This window comes from Mycobacterium sp. NPDC003323 (assembly GCF_053589535.1).
This window is the reverse complement of record NZ_JBSFSB010000020.1, coordinates 47,531-64,799: the sequence shown is the minus strand read 5'-3', so window position 1 is coordinate 64,799 and position 17,269 is coordinate 47,531. Positions and strand designations below refer to the sequence as shown.

Here is a 17,269-nt window from a genome sequence, read left to right as displayed (position 1 = left end):
CACAGCTTGGAACCAGTGTCACATCGAACAAGGGTGAACATGCCTGCTGACAAACCAAAGACGTCGCGCCACACCGAGGTTGAGCGGAAGTTCGACGTCGTGGGGACCACGGTCTCCCCCTCCTTCGAGGGACTTGCGCTGGTGTCGAGGGTTCAGCACGCGCCCACCCAGGTTCTGGAGGCGGTGTACTACGACACCCCCAACTACGATCTGTCCGCCAACAAGATCACGCTGCGCCGGCGGACCGGCGGTGCCGATGCCGGCTGGCACGTGAAGCTGCCGGCCGGACCCGATGCGCGGACCGAGGTGCGGGCTCCGCTGGAGGATTCGGTGCCTGAGGAGATCCGTGACGTGGTGGCCGCGATCGTGCGCGACCGGCCGCTGTCCGCGGTCGCCCGGATCACCACGCACCGGACGGTGTCGCTGCTGTTCGGTGCCGATGACTCGCCGGTCGCCGAATTCTGCGACGACCAGGTGTCCGCGGCGGCGCTGCGTCCCGACAGCGAGCCGCTGACCTGGCGTGAGTGGGAGTTGGAACTCACCGGTGACGGCGAGCGCGCTCCCGACCTGTTGGACCGGCTGTCGAACCGACTGCTGGATGCCGGTGCGGTGGCGGCCGGACATGGGTCGAAGCTGGCACGGGTGCTGGCCACCGGTGAACCCGCCGCCGCGGCCGCGGTCGAGACGTCGGATCCGGTGCGCCGAGCGGTGGCCGAGAACGTCGCCGAACTGCTGGTGTGGGACCGCGCCGTGCGCTCCGACGCCTGGGATTCGGTGCATCAGATGCGGGTGACGACGCGCAAGATCCGCAGCCTGCTCGCCGATGAATCGTTCGGTCTGCCCAAGGACGCCTGGATCTTGGAAGAGTTGAAGATGCTGGCCGGCATCCTCGGCGTGGCCCGCGACGCCGAGGTGCTGGCCGAGAAGTACGAGAAGGCGCTCGACGGGCTGGCACCGGAATTGGTGCGCGGACCGGTACGGGCGCGACTGGTCGACGGCGCCAAGGCGCGCTATGCCGTGGGCTGGCGCCGGTCGGTGTTGGCGATGCGTTCGGAGCGGTACTTCCGGCTGCTCGACGCGCTCGACGAACTGGTGGCCGCGCCGTCGGAGACCGGTGAGAAGTCCGGTGCCGAATCCGCCGCTTCCAGCGTGGCGGCGGCTTACAAGAAGGTCCGCAAGGCGGCCAAGGCGGCCGACGAGGACGGCACCGACGAGTCCCTGCACCGGATCCGCAAGCGCGCCAAGCGTCTTCGCTACACCGCCTCGGCCACCGGGGACAGCAAGGTGGCCGACAGCGCCAAGACCATCCAGAGCCTGCTCGGCGATCATCAGGACAGCGTGGTCAGCCGCACCCATCTGCTCGAGGAGGCCGACGCGGCGCATGCCGCCGGCGAGGACACCTTCACCTACGGGGTGCTCTATCAGCGCGAGGCCGAGGTGGCGCGCGAGGCCGAGGACGGTATCGACGATGCCCTCAAGGCCCTGAAGAAGGCGATGAAGTAGAGCAGGGCGGACGAGCTGGCCTGTAAGCCGGATTCTGTCCCCCGCCGGTGTGACCGGTGGGGCGGCGACCATCCATCTGGACACACCGTCGCCGGGTGCCTCAAGCGGCCTACCCGCAAGCTCGGGCGAGCAGCCCTCGAACGCTTGCGCGACCGCAACCAGGTTGCGGCCTTCTTGGCCTTGCTTCGGGTGGGGTTTGCCTAGCCATCCCGGTCACCCGGGATGCTGGTGCGCTCTTACCGCACCGTTTCACCCTTACCGCCCTTGCGGGCGGCTGTCTGTTCTCTGTGGCACTTTCCCGCGGGTTGCCCCGGATTGCCGTTAGCAATCACCCTGCTCTGTGAAGTCCGGACTTTCCTCGAACCCCGGTGTTCCCGAGGTCCGCGGCCGCCCGGCCAACTCGTCCGCGCAGATCACCGTACCCTCAGCGCGCCGTCCGAAGGTAGCGGCGGTCAGATCAGAAGGGTGGCGGGTCGCTGTCGGTGTAGGCGGTGGTCTCGTCGAAGTAGCCGCCGGCGCGGGCTGTTCGGGGCGCCGGGTACGTGGGCGGAGGTTGGCCGCGGGCCTGCTCGAGTGCCAGTTCTACCGAGTTGCGGGTGCGTTCGGCGTTGATGCGGTATTCGCGGTCCTGTTTTCGGGTGCGTTGCCGTCGCGGCAGGACCGGTTTGTTGTCGCAGTCGTCGATCAGGCTGATGTGCCGGACCGGCGGTATCGGGACATCGATCGTGTTGTGCGGGAACAGGATCGCGGCCAAAGGCGTCGTCGTGTAGCGGTGCCCGGTGGGGGCTGTCCAGGTGGTGCGGCCGTCGGGGTGGGCGGTGGGCATCCAGCCGGTGGGCATCGTTTTGAGCAGATGGTGTTCGCGGCACAGTGGCCGCAGATTGCCTGGGTGGGTGGCCCCGGCCGGCCAGGCAACGACATGATCGAGGTCACAGCGGTGGGCGGGGCGGCTGCACCCGGGGTAGCTGCATGTCATGGCGTACATGCGCACGAACGCCGCAAGCGCGGCCGAGGGCCGGTAACGCGGCTCGGAGCCGAGTTCGGCCGGGTTGGCCAGAGGTCGGACTGCGGCGCCGGTGGCGACGAGTTCGGCGAGGAGGTGGGCCGGGATGATGGCGCCGTCGAGGGTGATGCCGGCGCCGAGGCCGGGAGATTTGGCCGAGGTTTTCGCGGCCGGTGTCGTTGCGGCGGGTGCCGCCGGGGGCTGCGGCTCGGCGTTCGGCTCGGGTTCGGGGCTCGGTTCCTCGCCCGTCTCGGTGTCCTCGGGCGGCTGTCCCGATTCCTGGTCCGCAGATGTGCCCGGCAGTGTCGGCCCGGGCCTCGAGGTCGGTTCGGCGCCGTGTCCGGCGTCGGGCAGTTCATTGGCCAGCACGTAGATATTGACCGCAGATGCGCGTGGGTCTTTACCCGAGCCGGCACAGTCGGGGTTACCGCACAGGCAGGTCAGCCTCTGGATATCCGCGTCGGCCATCACTGCGGCCACGGCATCGGCGCGGCGTTCCCGTGTGGTGCGCGGATCGTCATCGCACACGGTGCCGGCCAGTTCGTTGAGGCGGGCTTCGCTGATTTTGGCGTCGGTGGCCCGCATCCGTCCCCAGAACGACACGATGCCGTCGGGGTCGCTGGAGTCACCGAATTCGATGTAGCGATCCGTCGCGGCGGCCTTGGTCCGGATCACCGCGCACGGGTCGAACTTGTGCACCCAACAGTCGACGGCTTTGATCAGCCCGTTTTCCGACAGCGCCCCGTATTCGGGGGCGCTGGACGCGATCGCAGCGTCGATCAACGCCAACGCATCCGCATCGACGACCAGTCGGGTGCGCCAGGTGATCGCATCGATCACCCGCGCCGACACCGACCCGGCGGCGAACACTGCAGCGGTGCGAGGCAGGCGCTCGCGCAGGCTTTGACCAATGCGCATCTGCTTGTGCGCAGCATGCGGGTTCAGGTTGCAGGCGGCGCTGACGGCGGCCTTGGCCAACGCCCACCCGTCCACCAGCTGCACGGCCGTTGCGTCGTCCTCGTCATCGCAGTGCCGGGCAGTGACCTCGGCGACCAACGCCAGCCGTTGCGCGGCCGCGGCCGCCTCGGACCGGGTGGCAGCCGCGACGGCGGTGATGAGCGCTTCGTCACTCATCCCTGCCAGCGTGTCGCGATCACACCTCTCGAACATGTGTTCTATAGTAAATGGCCCCACCGACACGACCAGCACTCTTCGGTGCCGGTGACTAACGTGAAAGACGCTGATCAAGTCGGCTGCAGAGTCGCGGTAAGGACATCGCGGATGCGGCGGGCGCAGTTCGTTGCCTCAAGGAAAGTGCGCGCGAACCGGTCGATCGTTGCCTCACCCGTAATACGCGCGTCCGCGCCGCCGCAACACCATCACGTTGTCGGTCAGGTGACCCGGCTGCCCGTCGGGCCCGATGGCCTCGCGGGTCACCGCCTCCACCCGCACTCGCTCCCAGTCCGCGCCGAGCTCCAGCCCGGCGACGACCTCCTCGGCGGGCGGGAAGTGCACGTGATGGTGATTCGACCACGGGGGCGCATCGCCATGGTCGACGATCAGCAGCACTCCCCCGGGCGCCACCGCCTCGGCCGCCCGGCGCAGCACCCGCACCCGATCCATCGGCAGCTTGGAGTGCAGGAACTGCGCCGACACCAGATCGAACTGCCCCTCCGGGAAGCCCTGCTCCAGATCGCAGTGCTGAAAGTCGATGCGACTCAACAATTCACCGGCATCCTGGGCGGCGCGCTGTAGTGCGACATCGGACACGTCGGTGGCCACCACCGACCATCCCCGTTCGGCCAGCCACATCGCATCGGCACCCTCACCGCAACCCAGGTCGAGCGCTCGGCCCGGTGCCAATTCGGCCGCCACCTCGGCCATCCGCGCGTTGACCTTGCCGCTCCAGATCCGGTCCCGCTGGCCGTAGTGGTCATTCCAGTGCTGCTGGGTGTCCGGGACCGGCCACGGCGGAACCGGCAGGCCCACGTCATCGGCCAGCAGGCTCTGCACCACGGCGGCCGCAGCCATCGAACCGCCGGCGACGGCCGCCGCCACCTGCGGCATCGCCACGCTGACATCACCGGCGGCGAACACCCCCGGCACCGTAGTGCGCTGGAACTGGTCCACCACGATCGCATCGGCGGCCACCGGGGTGGGCGGGGCGAACGCCACGCCGAGGTGAGCGGCCAGATGCGAGCGCTGGTGCAACGTCGCGGCCACCAGTGCACCGCGCCTGGCCAGAGGTTCACCGGTCGCGAACCGGATCTCACGCAATTCGCCGTCCTCGGAATGGAATTCGGTGACGGCGCGCTCGTCGGTAGGGATCCCGGCCAGCAGATCGCTGTCCGGCGCCGGTCCGCCGTTGGTCAGCAGGACGATATCGTCGCTCCACCCGCGCAACATCAGGGCCATGTGCACCGCGCGATCCCCGTCGGCGAGCACCGCGAGCGGTTGGTCACGGACCTCCCAGCCATGGCAGAACGGGCAGTGGAACACCGAACCGCCCCACAGTGCATCCAGGCCGGGGATCTGCGGTGGGCGGTATTGCATCCCGGTGGCCAGCAGGATCCGGCGGGCACGTTCGCGGCTGCCGTCGGAGGACTCCACCACGAAACCGGCACCGTCGGGTTTCACCATGGTCACCCGAGCCGTGCGGAACTGCACGCTCGGGTACTTCTGCATCTCGGTGCGTCCGTCGGCGTACAGCTGGGCAGGCGGGCGGCCGTCCTGGCCCAGCAGTCCGCCGATTCCGTGCGCGGCGAGGTTGCTCTGCTCACCCTCGTCGACGACGAGCGTCGACCGCCGGGCCCGGCCGAGCACCAGTGCCGCGCTCAGGCCGGCGGCGCCGGCACCGACAACTACGCAATCCCATTCGGTATCCATGCCATCGAGCTTGCCGATGCGCGCCAGAAATGCCAAGCTGGTTTGCCATGGAGGCAAAGAGCGTCGACGACATCGTCCGCAAACGGCTACGGGACCTGCGCACCCAACAGGGACTCACCCTGCAGGATGTGGCCGCCCGGGCCAGCATCGACGTCTCCACGCTGAGCCGGCTGGAATCCGGTAAGCGCCGACTGGCCCTGGACCACCTGCCGCGCCTGGCCGGTGCCCTGGCCGTCAGCACCGACGAACTGATGCGCGAACCCGAGTCCGAGGATCCCCGGGTGCGCAGCAGTTCGCACACCCGACATGGTGTGACCTATTGGCCGCTGACCCGGCAGGGCGCCGTCGGCGGCCGGCACACCTTCAAGGTGCGGATCAGTCCCAAGCGCAACACGCCCCCGGCTGACCTGCCCACCCACGAGGGGCAGGAGTGGATGTACATCCTGTCAGGACGTCTGCGACTCATCCTCGGCGAGCGTGACTTCACCATCGAACCCGGTGAGGCCGTGGAGTTCTCGACGTGGACCCCGCACTGGTTCGGCACGGTGGACGGGCCGGTCGAAGCCATCATGATCTTCGACGTCCATGGCGAACGCCTGCACCTGCACTCGAACTGACTACAGGTGCGACGTCTGGTTGACCAGTCGCACCGAGGCCAGTCCATCCGGGTAGAACTCGGCGATGCTCAGCGACGCCAGATCCAGGTGCAGCCGGTACAGGATGCCCGCGCTGCCGTCCAACGCCAGCCGCAGCAGCGTCTTGATCGGCGTCACATGCGATACCACCAGCACCGTCGAACCCGCGTGGGCGGCGACGATGCGGTTGCGCACGTCACGCACACGCTCGGCGACCGCATCGAAGCTCTCACCACCCGGCGGCGTGACGCCGGTGTCCCGCAACCACCGGCCGTGCAGATCCGGATCCTGTTGCGCTGCTTCGTTGAACGTCAGCCCCTCCCAGGAGCCGAAATCGGTCTCGATCAGCCCCTCGTCGACCTCGACATCGAGGCCGAGTTCCTTGGCCGCGGCCGCGGCCGTCTCCTGGGCACGCTGCAGCGGTGAGGACAGCACGGCCGCGATCCCGCTCTCGGCGCCCAGGAAGCGCGCCGCGGCGGCGGCCTGGCTGCGACCCAGTTCGGTCAGCGGCGGATTGCCCCGGCCCGAGTAGCGGCGCTCGACCGAGAGCTCGGTCTGCCCGTGCCGCAACAGCAACAGCCGGGTGGGCTCGCCGCGGGCACCACTCCAGCCCGGCGAGGAGGCCGGCACCGGCGCACCCTCGGCGGCCGCGTCCATGGCCTCGTTGGCCAGCCGATCGGCATGCGAATTCTGCGCGCGCGGAATCCAGTCGTACTCCACGCGATCGAACCGGCGGGCCGACTGCGCCGCCTCCCGGTTGAGTTCCAACAGATCGGGGTGTTTGACGCGCCACCGGCCGGCCATCTGTTCCACCACGAGTTTGGAATCCATGTACACCGCGACCTCGGTGGCGCCCACCTCCGCCGCGGCGGCCAAACCGGCGATCAGACCGCGGTATTCGGCGACGTTGTTGGTCGCCCGGCCGATCGACTCCTGCCGCTGCGCGAGCACCGCTGCGCGGTCGGCGCTGAACACCACCGCCCCGTACCCGGCCGGCCCCGGGTTCCCGCGGGACCCGCCGTCGGCCTCGACGATGACCTTCACCGTGTGAACCGCAACAGGATCGCTCCGCATTCGGGGCAGCGCACGACATCGTCGTCGGCGGCGGCGGTGATCCGGGCGATCTCGCCGCGATCGATCTCGATGCGGCACGCGCCACATCGCCTGCCCTGCAGCAGTCCGGCACCGGCGCCACCACCGGCGCGCTGCTTCTCGTACAGCGCCACCAGGTCGGCGTCCAGCTGCGAGACCAGCTCGGTGCGGCGGGTGCCGGAGACCTGTCGGATGTGGTCGATGTCCGCCAGTGCCGCATCGCGCGCCAGCTGGGCCGCCGACAGTTCGTTCTGCAGGGTGTCGATCCGCCCCAGATCCTCGGACTGCTTGCGCTGCAGCTCTTCCCGGCGCTCCATGATCTCCAGCAGCGAATCCTCCAGTGACGCCTGGCGGCGCTCCAGCGTCTCCAGTTCATGCTGCAGTTCGCTGAGCTGCTTGGCGTTCACGGTGCCGCCGTCGAGCAGAGCGCGGTCGCGGTCCTCGCGCTGGCGCACCGAGTCGATCTCACCCTCCAGCTTGGCGACCTGGCCGTCGAGATCCTCCAGCGCGATGCCCACCACCGCCAACTGGTCGTTGGCGACGCGGTGCTCGCTGCGCACCCGCTCGAATTCCTGCTGCTCGGCCAGATTGGCGGCGCGGTGCTCGATGCGACGCATCTCGGCATCGAGCTCGACCAGGTCCAACAGTGAACGCTGTTGGCTGACTGCGGCTTTCATGATTGACGTCCTCCATCGATATTCCATGGATCGGTGCGCACGGTACTGACCCGCACCGGTAGTTCTGTGCCGAAGCGGTCGCTGAGCAACGTCGCCGCCTGATGGCACCAGGGGAACTCGCTGGCCCAATGTGCGACGTCGACCAGCGCGACATCAGAGACCCGGCCGTGCTCGTCGGCCGGATGATGGCGCAGGTCGGCGGTGACATATGCCTGCACGCCGGCGCGGGCCACCGTGCCCAGCAGGGAATCTCCCGACCCGCCGCAGACGGCCACCCGCGAAACCATCGCCTCGGCGTCACCGGCCGCCCGGACTCCCCAGGTGGTCACCGGCAGCGCGCCGTGTACCCGAGAAACGAACGCCGACAGCGGTTCCGGTTCCGGCAGCGAGCAGATGCGCCCGATGCCGACGCCGGCCGGCAGTGCGGCCAGGGCGAACACATCGAAGGCCGGCTCCTCGTACGGGTGGGCGGCGCGCAGTGCGGCGAGCACCCGCGCGCGTAGCCGTGCCGGGGCAATCATCTCGATCCGGTCCTCGGCGACGCGCTCGACGGCCCCCACCTCGCCGATGGTCGGATTCGCGCCATCCTGCGGGAGGAACTGCCCGGTACCCGACACCGTCCAGCTGCAACACGAGTAATCCCCGATCTGCCCGGCCCCGGCGACGAACATCGCCTCCCGCAGCGGCTCGGCGTGATCGGCGGGCACGAAGACCACCCACTTGTCCAGATCCGGCCCGGACGGCACCGGGGACAGCACATCCTCGACCGCCAACCCCAGGGTCTCGGCCAGCGCATCGGACACCCCGGGCGCGGCCGAGTCGGCGTTGGTGTGTGCGGTGAACAACGACCGACCGCCCCGGATCAGGCGGTGGATGAGCGCACCCTTGGGCGTCGACGCGGCCACCGTGTCCACGCCACGCAACAGCAGCGGATGGTGTGCCAGCAACAGGCCGCCCTCGGGCACCTCCGCGGCCACCGCATCGGTGGCATCCACTGCCACCGTCACCGAGGCCACCGGCTCCGACGGGTCACCGCACACCAGCCCGACGGAATCCCAATCCTGGGCCAAGGCGGGCGGATACGCGGTCTCCAGCACCTCGATCACATCGGCCAGCGACACACTCATCGGCCGGCCTCCGTCAGCGCCGCCACCAGCGCCGGCCACTCCGGGCGCACCGCGACACGCAGGTACTGCCCGCCCAAGCCGACGAAAGTGTCACAACGACGCACCGCAATCCCCTTGACTTCCAGGTGCTTTCGCACCAATTCCGCATCACCGGTCCGGAACAGGACGAACGGCGCACGACCGTCGACCACGTCCAGGCCGGCCGAGCGCATCCCGGCCACCATCTCGGCTCGCAGCGCGGCCAGTCGGTGTGCCCCCGCCTGCGCCTCGGCAACCGCCTCGGCCGTGCAGCACGCCGCGACGGCCTCCAGCTGCAGCGTGCCCAGCGGCCAGTGCGCGCGCCGTGCCGCCAGCCGGGCCAGCACGTCGGGCGCGCCCAGTGCATACCCCACCCGCAGGCCGGCAACCGACCAGGTCTTGGTCAGGCTGCGCAGCACCAGCACATCGGGCAGTGACCGACCGGCCAGTGACTCCGGCTCGCCGGGTACCGCGTCGGCGAACGCCTCGTCGACGACGATGATGCGACCCGGACGCCGCAGCGCCAGGATGTCATCGGCGGGGTGCAGCACCGACGTCGGGTTCGTCGGGTTGCCCATCACCACCAGGTCGGCCTCCTCGGGCAGCACCGCGCCGGACAGGTCGAAGGGCTCATCGAGCACGACGTGGGTCAGTGCCACTCCGGCCGCCGACAGCACCGCCTCCGGCTCGGTGAACGACGGCGCGAGCAGGGCGGCCAGCCGCGGTGCCAGGTTCGGCAGCAGCGCGAAACCCTCCGCCCCGCCGGCCAGCAGCAGCACCTCGTCGCGTCGGCGGCCGTGCCGGGCCGCCACCGCCTCGACGGCCCGCGTCGTGTCGGTCGACGTGGGGTAGCTGCCCAGGTCGGTCAGCCGGAGGGCCAGCCGCTCGACCAGCCACGGGGGCGGTCCGCCGGCGCGCACGTTGACCGCGAAGTCCAGCATGCCGGGCGCCACGGCCTGATCACCGTGATACCGCGCCCCGCGCCTGACCTCAGCTGCCACAGCACGACACTAGTGCGCCGCCCTGCTGCACAGGTACATCGGCGACAATGGGAGCGTGACCGATACCGTGCCCGCCACCGAGACCCGCACTCCACAGCTGGTGCTGTTCGACCTCGACGGCACCCTCACGGACTCCGCGGACGGCATCGTGGCCAGCTTCCGGCACGCCCTGACCGAGGTCGGCGCCCCGATCCCCGACGGCGACCTGGCGGGCCGGATCGTCGGGCCGCCGATGCACCACACGCTGAGCTCGATGGGCTTGGGCGACCGCGTCGACGACGCCATGGCCGCCTACCGAGCCGACTACACCACCCGCGGCTGGTCGATGAACCGCGTGTTCGACGGCATTCCCGAGCTGCTGGCCGACCTGGAACGCGCCGAGGTCAGGCTGGCCGTGGCGACCTCCAAGGCGCAGCCGACCGCGCAGCGCATCCTGACCCACTTCGGTCTGGACGGACACTTCGAGGTCATCGCCGGTGCCAGCCCGGACGGCACCCGGGCGCTCAAGTCCGAGGTTGTCGCGCACGCCCTGGAGCAGCTGTCCCCGCTGCCCGAGCGGATGCTGATGATCGGGGATCGCTCCCATGACGTCGAGGGTGCGGCGGTGCACGGCATCGAGACCGTGGTGGTGGACTGGGGCTACGGCCGCGCCGACTTCGACGGCCCCGGCGCCCCGGAACCGCTGCGCCGGGTGGCGACGATGGCCGACCTGCGGGAGGTGCTGGGTGTCTGACACATCCGGACTGCATGTGACATTCGTCTGTTCGGGCAACATCTGCCGCTCCCCGATGGCCGAGAAGATGTTCGCCCACCAGATCCAGGGCCGTGGTCTGTCCGAGCGGGTGCGGGTGACCAGCGCCGGCACCGGCGGATGGCATGCCGGCGACGGTGCCGACCGGCGCACCAACGCGGTCCTGCTGGCCCACGGCTACCCGACCACACACCGCGCCGCGCAGCTCAGCGATGACCATCTGGCCGCCGATATGGTCGTGGCGATGGGACGCAACCATGCGCGGTTCCTCTCCGATATGGGCGTACCGCCGGAGCGGCTGCGGATGCTGCGGGCATTCGATCCGCGCTCGGGGGCGCACCCGCTGGATGTCGAGGACCCCTATTACGGCGGACCCGCCGACTTCGAGGCGGTGTTCGGCGTCATCGAGGCCGCACTGCCGGGATTGCACAGCTGGGTCGACGAACGGCTGGCGCACTCATGAGGCGGTGGGGATTCCTGTTCCGGCCCCAGTGGCTGGCGCTCTACGTCGTGGTCGCGGCATTCGCCTGGCTGTGTTTCACCGTGCTGGCCCCGTGGCAACTGGGCAAGAACACCACCACCTCGCGCGAGAACGCGCAGATCGCGGCGTCGTTGAAGACCGACCCGGTGCCGCTGACGACGCTGCTGCCGCAACAGGATTCGTCCTCGCACGAACACCAGTGGCAGCGCGTGACGGCCACCGGCCACTATCTGCCCGACGCCCAGGTGCTGGCCCGGCTGCGATCGGTCGACGGTGCGCCCGCCTACGAGGTGCTGGTGCCCTTCGACGTCGACGGCGGGCCCACGGTGCTGGTCAACCGTGGCTACGTCAAACCCGAACAGGGCACCGCCGTGCCGCCGATCGCCGGAGCACCCACCGAAACCGTCACCATCACCGCCCGGTTGCGCGACGGCGAAGGCCTGTTCCCCGGCAAGGATCCGTTCGTCGCCGAGGGCGCCCAGCAGGTCTACACCATCAATCCCGGGCAGATCTCGGAGCTCACCGGGATCCCGCTGACCGGGTCCTATCTGCAGTTGGTGGAGGATCAGCCGGGTGTGCTGACCCCGATACCGCTGCCGGTGCTCGACGCCGGGCCGTTCCTGTCCTACGGCATCCAGTGGATCGCCTTCGGCATCATCGCCCCGATCGGGGTGGGCTACTTCATCGTCGCCGAGGTGCGCATCCGGCGACGCGAGAAGGCGGCCGCGGCCGGAGGCCGCCAAGCCAGCACCGCGGCCGGAGGCCTGAAAGCGGACGCACCGGTCGAGCAGGCCCCGATATCTACCGAACAGAAGCTCGCCGACCGGTACGGCAAGCGACGCTGACCGCGAGCGCGGTGGCCCCGGCCTGCACCAGCCGCGACAGCGTGCCCCCGCGGCGCAGATCCGCAGCACTGGGAGCCGGCCCGTCCCCGAGTGTCGGACGCATCTCCAGCCGGTGCGCGTACTGGGTCGGTCCACCGAGCGTCACGCCCAGCGCCCCGGCGAAAGAGGCCTCGGCCACACCGGCATTGGGACTGGGATGCTTGGCCGCATCGCGACGCCACGCCCGCCAGGCCGCGCCCGGCGCACGCGAAACCGCGACCACGATGGCGCCGGTGGCCCGCGCCCCCGGATAGTTCAGCACATCGTCGAAGCGCGCTGCCGCCCAACCGAACCGTTCATAGCGCGGCGACCTGTGCCCGATCATCGCGTCCAGTGTGTTGGCACCGCGATACACCAGTAATCCGGGGATCCCGGCGATCGCTCCCCACAGGATCGGCGCCACCTGGGCATCGGAGGTGTTCTCCGCCACCGATTCCAGCGCCGCGCGGGCCAGCCCGTCGGCGTCCAGTGCGGCCGGGTCGCGCCCGCACAGCGATGGCAGCAGTGCCCGGGCCCCGTCGACATCGTCGCGGTCCAGCATGTCGGCCAGCGCGCCGCCGGTGCGGGCCAGCGATGTGCCGCCCACCACCACATAGGTGCTGGCCGCGGTCGCGGCCGCCGTCCACAGCGGTCCGCGCCGGGCGGCCGCCCGCTCGGCGAGAAGTCCGAGGGCACCCAGCCCGCCCAGCAGCGCCGCGGTGTGCACCACACCCGCAGTACGGTCATCGGCGTAGCTACGTCGCTCGAATGCGGCCGCCGCCGTCCCGAACAGCGCCACCGGATGCCCGCGCTGCGGATCGGTGAAGATCAGATCGGCCAAGTAGCCGACGGCCAGACCGGCGGCGCGGGCGGAACCTCGGTGCGCAAACACGTCGGGCAGCGTCTCACAACGTGGTGTACTCGGGTGCATGAGGCACGCATGAGGCTCGGCCCACCGCGTCACCCGCGCCGCGTCGCCGATCTGGTCAACCCCGCGGCCGCCCTCGCGCCGGCAGCCAACGTCATCATGCAGCTGGCCGCGCCGGGTGTCGGCTATGGCGTGCTGGAGAGCCCGGTCGACAGCGGCAACGTCTACAAACATCCCTTCAAGCGGGCCCGCACCACCGGCACGTACCTGGCCGCGGCCACCATCGGCACCGACTCCGACCGCGCACTGATCCGCTCCGCGGTCGACACGGCGCATCGGCAGGTCAGGTCGCGGGCCGATAGTCCGGTGCGCTATCACGCCTTCGATCCGCGGCTGCAGTTGTGGGTGGCGGCCTGCCTGTACCGGTATTACATCGATCAGCACGAGTTCCTCTACGGCCCACTGGACGACGAGTCGGCCGACGCGGTGTACCGCGACGCCATGCGGTTGGGCACCACACTGCAGGTGCGCCCCGAGATGTGGCCGGCTGACCGGGCGGCGTTCGACGAGTACTGGAAGCGGTCGTTGGAGGAACTGCGCATCGACGAACCCGTCCGCAGGCATCTGCACGGTGTCGCGGCGCTGGTCTTCCTGCCCACACCGCTGCGCCAACTCGCCGGGCCGCTGAACTTGTTCGCCACCACCGGATTCCTGCCGCCGGAATTCCGCGACCTGATGCAGCTTCGGTGGTCGGCCGGCCAGCAGCGGGCCTTCGCCCTGTTGATCAAGGCGTTGCGGCTCACCGACCGGGTGGTCCCGCGCGAGGTGTACCTGCTGGGCTATGAGCTGTATCTGCGTGACATGCGCAGCCGGGCCAGGCGCGGCAAGCGCGTGGTCTGATACACATCAAAAGCAGGCGGCGCCATGACTTTCGCGAAACTGAACCATATGGCTATCGCCATCGCCGATGGCAGACTCATCGGCACCGACCCGGTGCTCGACGCGCACACCGACGGCGGCTTCCACTTCCAGTATCCGCACCCACGGCGCGGTGTCAGCATGTTCATATCTGATCCATAGAATGTCGAATTCTTCTCCATCGCAAAGGTTTTGAAATCTCTATGCGTCAGTCGCCGCGACGCGGGGACGGCCATACGGTGAGAACTGTAAGTCAGTTACCCACTGCACCAGGAGAAGTCATGAACAAGCTCGTCTTCACCATTGCCACCGTCGCCATCGCACTGACACCGGCGCTGCCCGTGGCGGTCGCCGCGGCGGCCGCCGGGCCGGGCGAACCTCTGTCGATCAGCGAGGTGAGCGCCGACAATTCCGACGGGTACACGTTCACGCCGCCGGTGACCGCACCCCAGACGATCCACTACAACGACTGAACGATGTCGTGAACGGGTATCCCCATCGGCATGTTGACAAGGATCACCCAGATCGTCGAGGGTCTCGGCGGGATCTTCGGAATCCGCGCGGGCACCGAGGAACCGTTCTACTTGTGTGAGGGACGCATCGGCCGGGCCGAGATCCGGCGCTACGGACCCCGCATCGCCGCCCAGACCGCCGTGACCGGTGACGGGCAGGATGCGCGTAGCGCCGGATTCCGGCGACTTGCCGGCTACATCTTCGGCGGCAACGATCGTGCGGACAAGATCGCGATGACGGCCCCGGTCGCCCAGTCCGGCACCGACAGTGGCTCGGTGATCCGGTTCTACATGCCATCCAAGTGGTCCCTGGACACCTTGCCCGAGCCGTCGGACTCCTCGATCACCGTGGTGGAGGTGCCCGCAGCCCGCTACGCGGTGCTGACGTTCTCCGGTGACCGTGACCGCGCGGCGGTCGCGGCCAAGTCGGCCGAGCTGCTGCGCGAACTGCAGGGCAGCGACGTCACCGTCGAGGGTGATCCGGTCGCCTGGTTCTACGACCCGCCGTGGACGCTGCCGTTCCGGCGCCGTAACGAGGTCGCGGTGTTGCTCGGGCCGTGAAGCCTCAGTACATGTACTCCGCGGGGCAGGACAGGTCGACGTAGACGGTTTCACCCGGTCGGTCCGAGTACGGCCCACGCACGGCTTCCACCGAGCAATTGGACAGCGGACCGTTCCGCGTCCCGTTGACCTGCACGCTGTAGCCCTGTGCGCGCAGATCCGCAACGGTTTCGGCCGCCGAGGCCGGCCCCGACGGCGCCGCAGACGCAGTCGGGGCCGACACGAGTGCCGCGGCGGCGAGAGCAAGGATGGCCGCACGGTTTCTGAAACTGGTCATTTCCACGTCCCTTCGGGCTGAGACGACACGCTCTGCCACGCTCTGTCGGGCGAAAACGCGCCGTTCGGTGATCACCGTGCGACTCCCGAATGTCCGTCGGATCGAAGAACCGCTCTCCGCCAACACTTTTGGAAGTCCCGATGTACCCCTATATCGTCGGGCACCACACGGCCGCCGGACAGCCAGGAAACCCGAAACATCGCGGGGGGGTTACCCCCAGTGCGATGCCCTGGATCAGATGTGTTCCTGCACACCGTCCTTGGCAGGAATAACTGAAGCGATCGCCTGGTTGGACTGCGCGACACGCTATTGAACGAAGAGAAGGAACTCAAAGCATGACAACACAGCAGTTGACTCGCGGCCGAATCCTTGCAGCGCTCGGAGGTGCCGCTGTCGTCGCCGCAGTCGGCTTGACTGCCGCCCCCGGCATCGGTCAGGCGGAAGGGATCGCGCCGGGTTCGGCGAAGGTCGCCACGAGCGAAGATGGAAACGGAGACGGAGAAATCTTCACTCCGCCCGTGACGGCCCCGCAGCAGACCTTCGAACCGTAGGCCTGACTGACCAGCGCCACCTACCGAGAAGGGCCGGTTGTGGCCGTCATGATCGGGCGCTGTGACGTAAGATCAGCCGCGGTTCGCGGAATATGCGAAAGCAGTCACCGCGTTACAGTTTTCAACACCGTCTTGAGAACGAAAGAAGGACCCGAAATGGCAACACAGCGTCTGGCTCGTCGTCGGATTTCGGCAGCGGTGGGCGGTGCTGCCATCATCGCGATGATCGGCTTCACCGCGGCCTGCAGCACCGAGGGCGACGAACCCGAAGAGACCACCCCGACCACCACCACGACGGAGGTCTCGCTGACCCCGACCGAGAAGTCGGTGAACCCCGGCGGTGGCGTCTTCACCCCGCCCGTGACGGCCCCGCAGCAGACCGTCGAGGGTCCGAACGACTGACGTACAACACACGCATGGGCGGGTCCGAATTCTTCGGGCCCGCCCATTGCGCTGTGTCGGTGGGCGCGGACGGTATCGAACCGCCGACCGCTGGTGTGTAAAACCAGAGCTCTACCACTGAGCTACGCGCCCCGTCGCAGGCAACTTACACGTCGTGCCCGCGTGCGGTGAAATCTCACCCACCGCGAATGGCCGCCAGGGCCCGCCGCCAGTCCGCCTGATCGCGCGGTACGCCGGGATCCTTCATCTCGGCGAACCGGATGATGCCGGCCGAGTCGATGGCGAACGTCCCGCGGTTGGAATAGCCGGTGTCGGCGTTGAAGACCCCATAGGCCTGCGCCACGACGCCGTGCGGCCAGAAATCGGCCAGTACGGGAAAGGTGAAGCCGTTCTCGGCGGCCCAGATCTTGTGTGTGGGTGGCGGACCCACCGAAACGGCGAGCACCGCAGTGTCATCGTTCTGATAATCGGCGAGGCGGTCGCGGATCTCGCCGAGCTCACCCAGACAGATCGGGGTGAACGCCAACGGGAAGAACACCAGCAGGACATGACGCGGTCGCAACGCCGACAGCGTGACGGGGCGACCGTGGTGATCCTTGAGGGTGAAGTCCGGTGCGGGGACCCCGACGGGCAGGCCGGCTTGCGCCACTACCGCCTGCCGGCGGCCTTGGACTTCGGCTGCACCAATCTGCTGGCGATCCAGTTGCCGAGATTGGCCGAGGAGGTCTGCATCAGACCCGCGGTGGGCGCGGACTCCGCGATCTCGGCGGGCTGGACGTGGCCGGGCTTGCCGGTCTTGGGTGTCACCACCCAGATGACGCCGTCATCGGCCAGCGGCGCGATGGCATCCATCAGCCGGTCCACCAGGTCACCGTCGTCATCGCGCCACCACAGCAGCACCACGTCGACCACCTCATCGGCGTCCTCGTCGAGCATTTCGCCACCGCAGGCGTCCTCGATATCGGCCCGGATGTCGTCGTCGGTGTCCTCGTCCCACCCCAACTCCTGGACAACCTGGTCTTTCTCGATGCCCAGTCTGCGGGCGTAATTGGGGTCAGATTCCTTCCCCGCCGCGACCACCTTCTGTCCTCCTCCTGTTAGTTTGAGTACGCCTGCGAACTTCGTGTGACGCCTATCGTCGCA

21 protein-coding genes, 1 tRNA gene and 1 other RNA gene are annotated in these 17,269 nt (G+C 68.8%); 11 read left to right on the top strand and 12 right to left on the bottom strand.

Translation table 11 applies throughout. The features are described 5' to 3' along the window. Positions 1 to 39 precede the first annotated feature (39 nt). Positions 40 to 1,503, top strand: a complete 1,464-nt coding sequence (locus tag ACWDUN_RS26845; RefSeq protein WP_449933500.1) for a CYTH and CHAD domain-containing protein — start codon at positions 40 to 42, stop codon at positions 1,501 to 1,503. 7 nt (positions 1,504 to 1,510) lie between these two features. On the opposite strand, the gene rnpB is transcribed toward ACWDUN_RS26845, so the two are convergent. The 3 genes from rnpB to ACWDUN_RS26830 all read right to left on the bottom strand — a co-directional run bounded on the left by rnpB (position 1,511) and on the right by ACWDUN_RS26830 (position 5,392). Beyond that, an RNA gene (gene rnpB, locus ACWDUN_RS26840) (RNase P RNA component class A) lies at positions 1,511 to 1,906 on the bottom strand. 54 nt (positions 1,907 to 1,960) lie between these two features. Next, positions 1,961 to 3,640, bottom strand: a complete 1,680-nt coding sequence (locus ACWDUN_RS26835; RefSeq protein ID WP_449933498.1) for a DUF222 domain-containing protein — start codon at positions 3,638 to 3,640, stop codon at positions 1,961 to 1,963. Between the two features lie 207 nt (positions 3,641 to 3,847). Further along, positions 3,848 to 5,392, bottom strand: coding sequence for an FAD-dependent oxidoreductase (locus ACWDUN_RS26830; protein ID WP_449933495.1), 1,545 nt, complete (start codon positions 5,390 to 5,392; stop codon positions 3,848 to 3,850). A 47-nt stretch (positions 5,393 to 5,439) separates the two neighbouring features. On the opposite strand from ACWDUN_RS26830, the gene ACWDUN_RS26825 reads away from it, so the two are divergent. Further along, positions 5,440 to 6,009, top strand: coding sequence for a helix-turn-helix domain-containing protein (locus tag ACWDUN_RS26825; protein ID WP_449933493.1), 570 nt, complete (start codon positions 5,440 to 5,442; stop codon positions 6,007 to 6,009). Here ACWDUN_RS26825 and ACWDUN_RS26820 read toward each other — a convergent pair whose 3' ends face one another. From ACWDUN_RS26820 to cobC, 4 genes are read right to left on the bottom strand one after another with little or no spacing between them, the layout of a single operon-like run. Further along, positions 6,010 to 7,071: a bifunctional RNase H/acid phosphatase gene (locus ACWDUN_RS26820; protein ID WP_449933492.1), complete on the bottom strand. Its 1,062-nt coding sequence runs from the start codon at positions 7,069 to 7,071 to the stop codon at positions 6,010 to 6,012. Then, a complete protein-coding gene (locus ACWDUN_RS26815) occupies positions 7,068 to 7,796 on the bottom strand; it encodes a zinc ribbon domain-containing protein (RefSeq protein WP_449933491.1) in 729 nt (242 codons plus the stop codon). Before ACWDUN_RS26815 ends, ACWDUN_RS26820 begins: the two co-directional genes overlap by 4 nt. Beyond that, the gene (locus tag ACWDUN_RS26810) at positions 7,793 to 8,923 is read right to left on the bottom strand and encodes a Nif3-like dinuclear metal center hexameric protein (RefSeq protein ID WP_449933489.1); all 1,131 of its coding nucleotides are present in this window, start codon (positions 8,921 to 8,923) and stop codon (positions 7,793 to 7,795) included. The genes ACWDUN_RS26815 and ACWDUN_RS26810 overlap by 4 nt, the downstream gene beginning before the upstream one ends. Then, positions 8,920 to 9,942 (bottom strand): Rv2231c family pyridoxal phosphate-dependent protein CobC, encoded by a 1,023-nt coding sequence (cobC, locus tag ACWDUN_RS26805; RefSeq protein ID WP_449933488.1) that lies wholly within the window; start codon positions 9,940 to 9,942, stop codon positions 8,920 to 8,922. Before cobC ends, ACWDUN_RS26810 begins: the two co-directional genes overlap by 4 nt. Positions 9,943 to 9,997: 55 nt before the next feature. Between cobC and ACWDUN_RS26800 the strand changes: the two genes are divergently transcribed. From ACWDUN_RS26800 to ACWDUN_RS26790, 3 genes are read left to right on the top strand one after another with little or no spacing between them, the layout of a single operon-like run. Continuing rightward, complete coding sequence (locus ACWDUN_RS26800) at positions 9,998 to 10,675, top strand: HAD-IA family hydrolase (RefSeq protein WP_449933486.1); 678 nt, start codon at positions 9,998 to 10,000, stop codon at positions 10,673 to 10,675. Then, positions 10,668 to 11,156 carry a low molecular weight protein-tyrosine-phosphatase gene (locus ACWDUN_RS26795; RefSeq protein ID WP_449933485.1) on the top strand — a complete coding sequence of 163 codons (489 nt, stop codon included), beginning with the start codon at positions 10,668 to 10,670 and terminating at the stop codon, positions 11,154 to 11,156. Before ACWDUN_RS26800 ends, ACWDUN_RS26795 begins: the two co-directional genes overlap by 8 nt. Next, complete coding sequence (locus ACWDUN_RS26790; protein ID WP_449933483.1) at positions 11,153 to 12,019, top strand: SURF1 family cytochrome oxidase biogenesis protein; 867 nt, start codon at positions 11,153 to 11,155, stop codon at positions 12,017 to 12,019. Before ACWDUN_RS26795 ends, ACWDUN_RS26790 begins: the two co-directional genes overlap by 4 nt. Here the strand turns inward: ACWDUN_RS26790 and ACWDUN_RS26785 are convergent. Then, positions 11,976 to 12,929 carry a cobalamin biosynthesis protein gene (locus tag ACWDUN_RS26785; RefSeq protein ID WP_449933482.1) on the bottom strand — a complete coding sequence of 318 codons (954 nt, stop codon included), beginning with the start codon at positions 12,927 to 12,929 and terminating at the stop codon, positions 11,976 to 11,978. The genes ACWDUN_RS26790 and ACWDUN_RS26785 overlap by 44 nt on opposite strands. Positions 12,930 to 12,977: 48 nt before the next feature. Between ACWDUN_RS26785 and ACWDUN_RS26780 the strand changes: the two genes are divergently transcribed. From ACWDUN_RS26780 to ACWDUN_RS26765, 4 genes are all read left to right on the top strand, one after another. Beyond that, positions 12,978 to 13,805 (top strand): oxygenase MpaB family protein, encoded by an 828-nt coding sequence (locus tag ACWDUN_RS26780; RefSeq protein ID WP_449933480.1) that lies wholly within the window; start codon positions 12,978 to 12,980, stop codon positions 13,803 to 13,805. 48 nt (positions 13,806 to 13,853) lie between these two features. After that, positions 13,854 to 13,985, top strand: coding sequence for a hypothetical protein (locus ACWDUN_RS26775; RefSeq protein ID WP_449933478.1), 132 nt, complete (start codon positions 13,854 to 13,856; stop codon positions 13,983 to 13,985). A 119-nt stretch (positions 13,986 to 14,104) separates the two neighbouring features. Beyond that, on the top strand, positions 14,105 to 14,296 hold the full coding sequence (locus ACWDUN_RS26770; protein ID WP_449933477.1) for a hypothetical protein: 192 nt from the start codon (positions 14,105 to 14,107) through the stop codon (positions 14,294 to 14,296). Positions 14,297 to 14,326: 30 nt separating this feature from the next. Beyond that, on the top strand, positions 14,327 to 14,896 hold the full coding sequence (locus ACWDUN_RS26765; RefSeq protein ID WP_449933475.1) for an SOUL family heme-binding protein: 570 nt from the start codon (positions 14,327 to 14,329) through the stop codon (positions 14,894 to 14,896). A gap of 4 nt (positions 14,897 to 14,900) precedes the next feature. On the opposite strand, the gene ACWDUN_RS26760 is transcribed toward ACWDUN_RS26765, so the two are convergent. Then, the gene (locus ACWDUN_RS26760) at positions 14,901 to 15,173 is read right to left on the bottom strand and encodes a hypothetical protein (RefSeq protein WP_449933474.1); all 273 of its coding nucleotides are present in this window, start codon (positions 15,171 to 15,173) and stop codon (positions 14,901 to 14,903) included. A 335-nt stretch (positions 15,174 to 15,508) separates the two neighbouring features. On the opposite strand from ACWDUN_RS26760, the gene ACWDUN_RS26755 reads away from it, so the two are divergent. Beyond that, positions 15,509 to 15,724, top strand: a complete 216-nt coding sequence (locus ACWDUN_RS26755) for a hypothetical protein (protein WP_449933473.1) — start codon at positions 15,509 to 15,511, stop codon at positions 15,722 to 15,724. Positions 15,725 to 15,880: 156 nt separating this feature from the next. Then, positions 15,881 to 16,126: a hypothetical protein gene (locus ACWDUN_RS26750; protein WP_449933471.1), complete on the top strand. Its 246-nt coding sequence runs from the start codon at positions 15,881 to 15,883 to the stop codon at positions 16,124 to 16,126. 60 nt (positions 16,127 to 16,186) lie between these two features. On the opposite strand, the gene ACWDUN_RS26745 is transcribed toward ACWDUN_RS26750, so the two are convergent. From ACWDUN_RS26745 to ACWDUN_RS26735, 3 genes are all read right to left on the bottom strand, one after another. After that, positions 16,187 to 16,258, bottom strand: a tRNA-Val gene (locus ACWDUN_RS26745). 43 nt (positions 16,259 to 16,301) lie between these two features. Further along, a complete protein-coding gene (locus tag ACWDUN_RS26740; RefSeq protein WP_449933469.1) occupies positions 16,302 to 16,775 on the bottom strand; it encodes a peroxiredoxin in 474 nt (157 codons plus the stop codon). Continuing rightward, positions 16,775 to 17,206 (bottom strand): DUF3052 domain-containing protein, encoded by a 432-nt coding sequence (locus tag ACWDUN_RS26735; protein ID WP_449933468.1) that lies wholly within the window; start codon positions 17,204 to 17,206, stop codon positions 16,775 to 16,777. Before ACWDUN_RS26735 ends, ACWDUN_RS26740 begins: the two co-directional genes overlap by 1 nt. Between the last annotated feature and the right edge of the window lie 63 nt (positions 17,207 to 17,269).

Coding starts and splice junctions, on each gene's coding strand:
- ACWDUN_RS26835 (WP_449933498.1), bottom strand. CDS start 3,640: ATGAGTGACGAAGCGCTCATCACCGCCGTCGCGGCTGCCACCCGGTCC.
- ACWDUN_RS26825 (WP_449933493.1), top strand. CDS start 5,440: ATGGAGGCAAAGAGCGTCGACGACATCGTCCGCAAACGGCTACGGGAC.
- ACWDUN_RS26765 (WP_449933475.1), top strand. CDS start 14,327: ATGTTGACAAGGATCACCCAGATCGTCGAGGGTCTCGGCGGGATCTTC.
- ACWDUN_RS26750 (WP_449933471.1), top strand. CDS start 15,881: ATGGCAACACAGCGTCTGGCTCGTCGTCGGATTTCGGCAGCGGTGGGC.
- ACWDUN_RS26770 (WP_449933477.1), top strand. CDS start 14,105: ATGAACAAGCTCGTCTTCACCATTGCCACCGTCGCCATCGCACTGACA.
- ACWDUN_RS26830 (WP_449933495.1), bottom strand. CDS start 5,392: ATGGATACCGAATGGGATTGCGTAGTTGTCGGTGCCGGCGCCGCCGGC.
- ACWDUN_RS26810 (WP_449933489.1), bottom strand. CDS start 8,923: ATGAGTGTGTCGCTGGCCGATGTGATCGAGGTGCTGGAGACCGCGTAT.
- ACWDUN_RS26775 (WP_449933478.1), top strand. CDS start 13,854: ATGGCTATCGCCATCGCCGATGGCAGACTCATCGGCACCGACCCGGTG.
- ACWDUN_RS26760 (WP_449933474.1), bottom strand. CDS start 15,173: ATGACCAGTTTCAGAAACCGTGCGGCCATCCTTGCTCTCGCCGCCGCG.
- ACWDUN_RS26780 (WP_449933480.1), top strand. CDS start 12,978: ATGAGGCTCGGCCCACCGCGTCACCCGCGCCGCGTCGCCGATCTGGTC.
- ACWDUN_RS26790 (WP_449933483.1), top strand. CDS start 11,153: ATGAGGCGGTGGGGATTCCTGTTCCGGCCCCAGTGGCTGGCGCTCTAC.
- ACWDUN_RS26845 (WP_449933500.1), top strand. CDS start 40: ATGCCTGCTGACAAACCAAAGACGTCGCGCCACACCGAGGTTGAGCGG.
- ACWDUN_RS26755 (WP_449933473.1), top strand. CDS start 15,509: ATGACAACACAGCAGTTGACTCGCGGCCGAATCCTTGCAGCGCTCGGA.
- ACWDUN_RS26815 (WP_449933491.1), bottom strand. CDS start 7,796: ATGAAAGCCGCAGTCAGCCAACAGCGTTCACTGTTGGACCTGGTCGAG.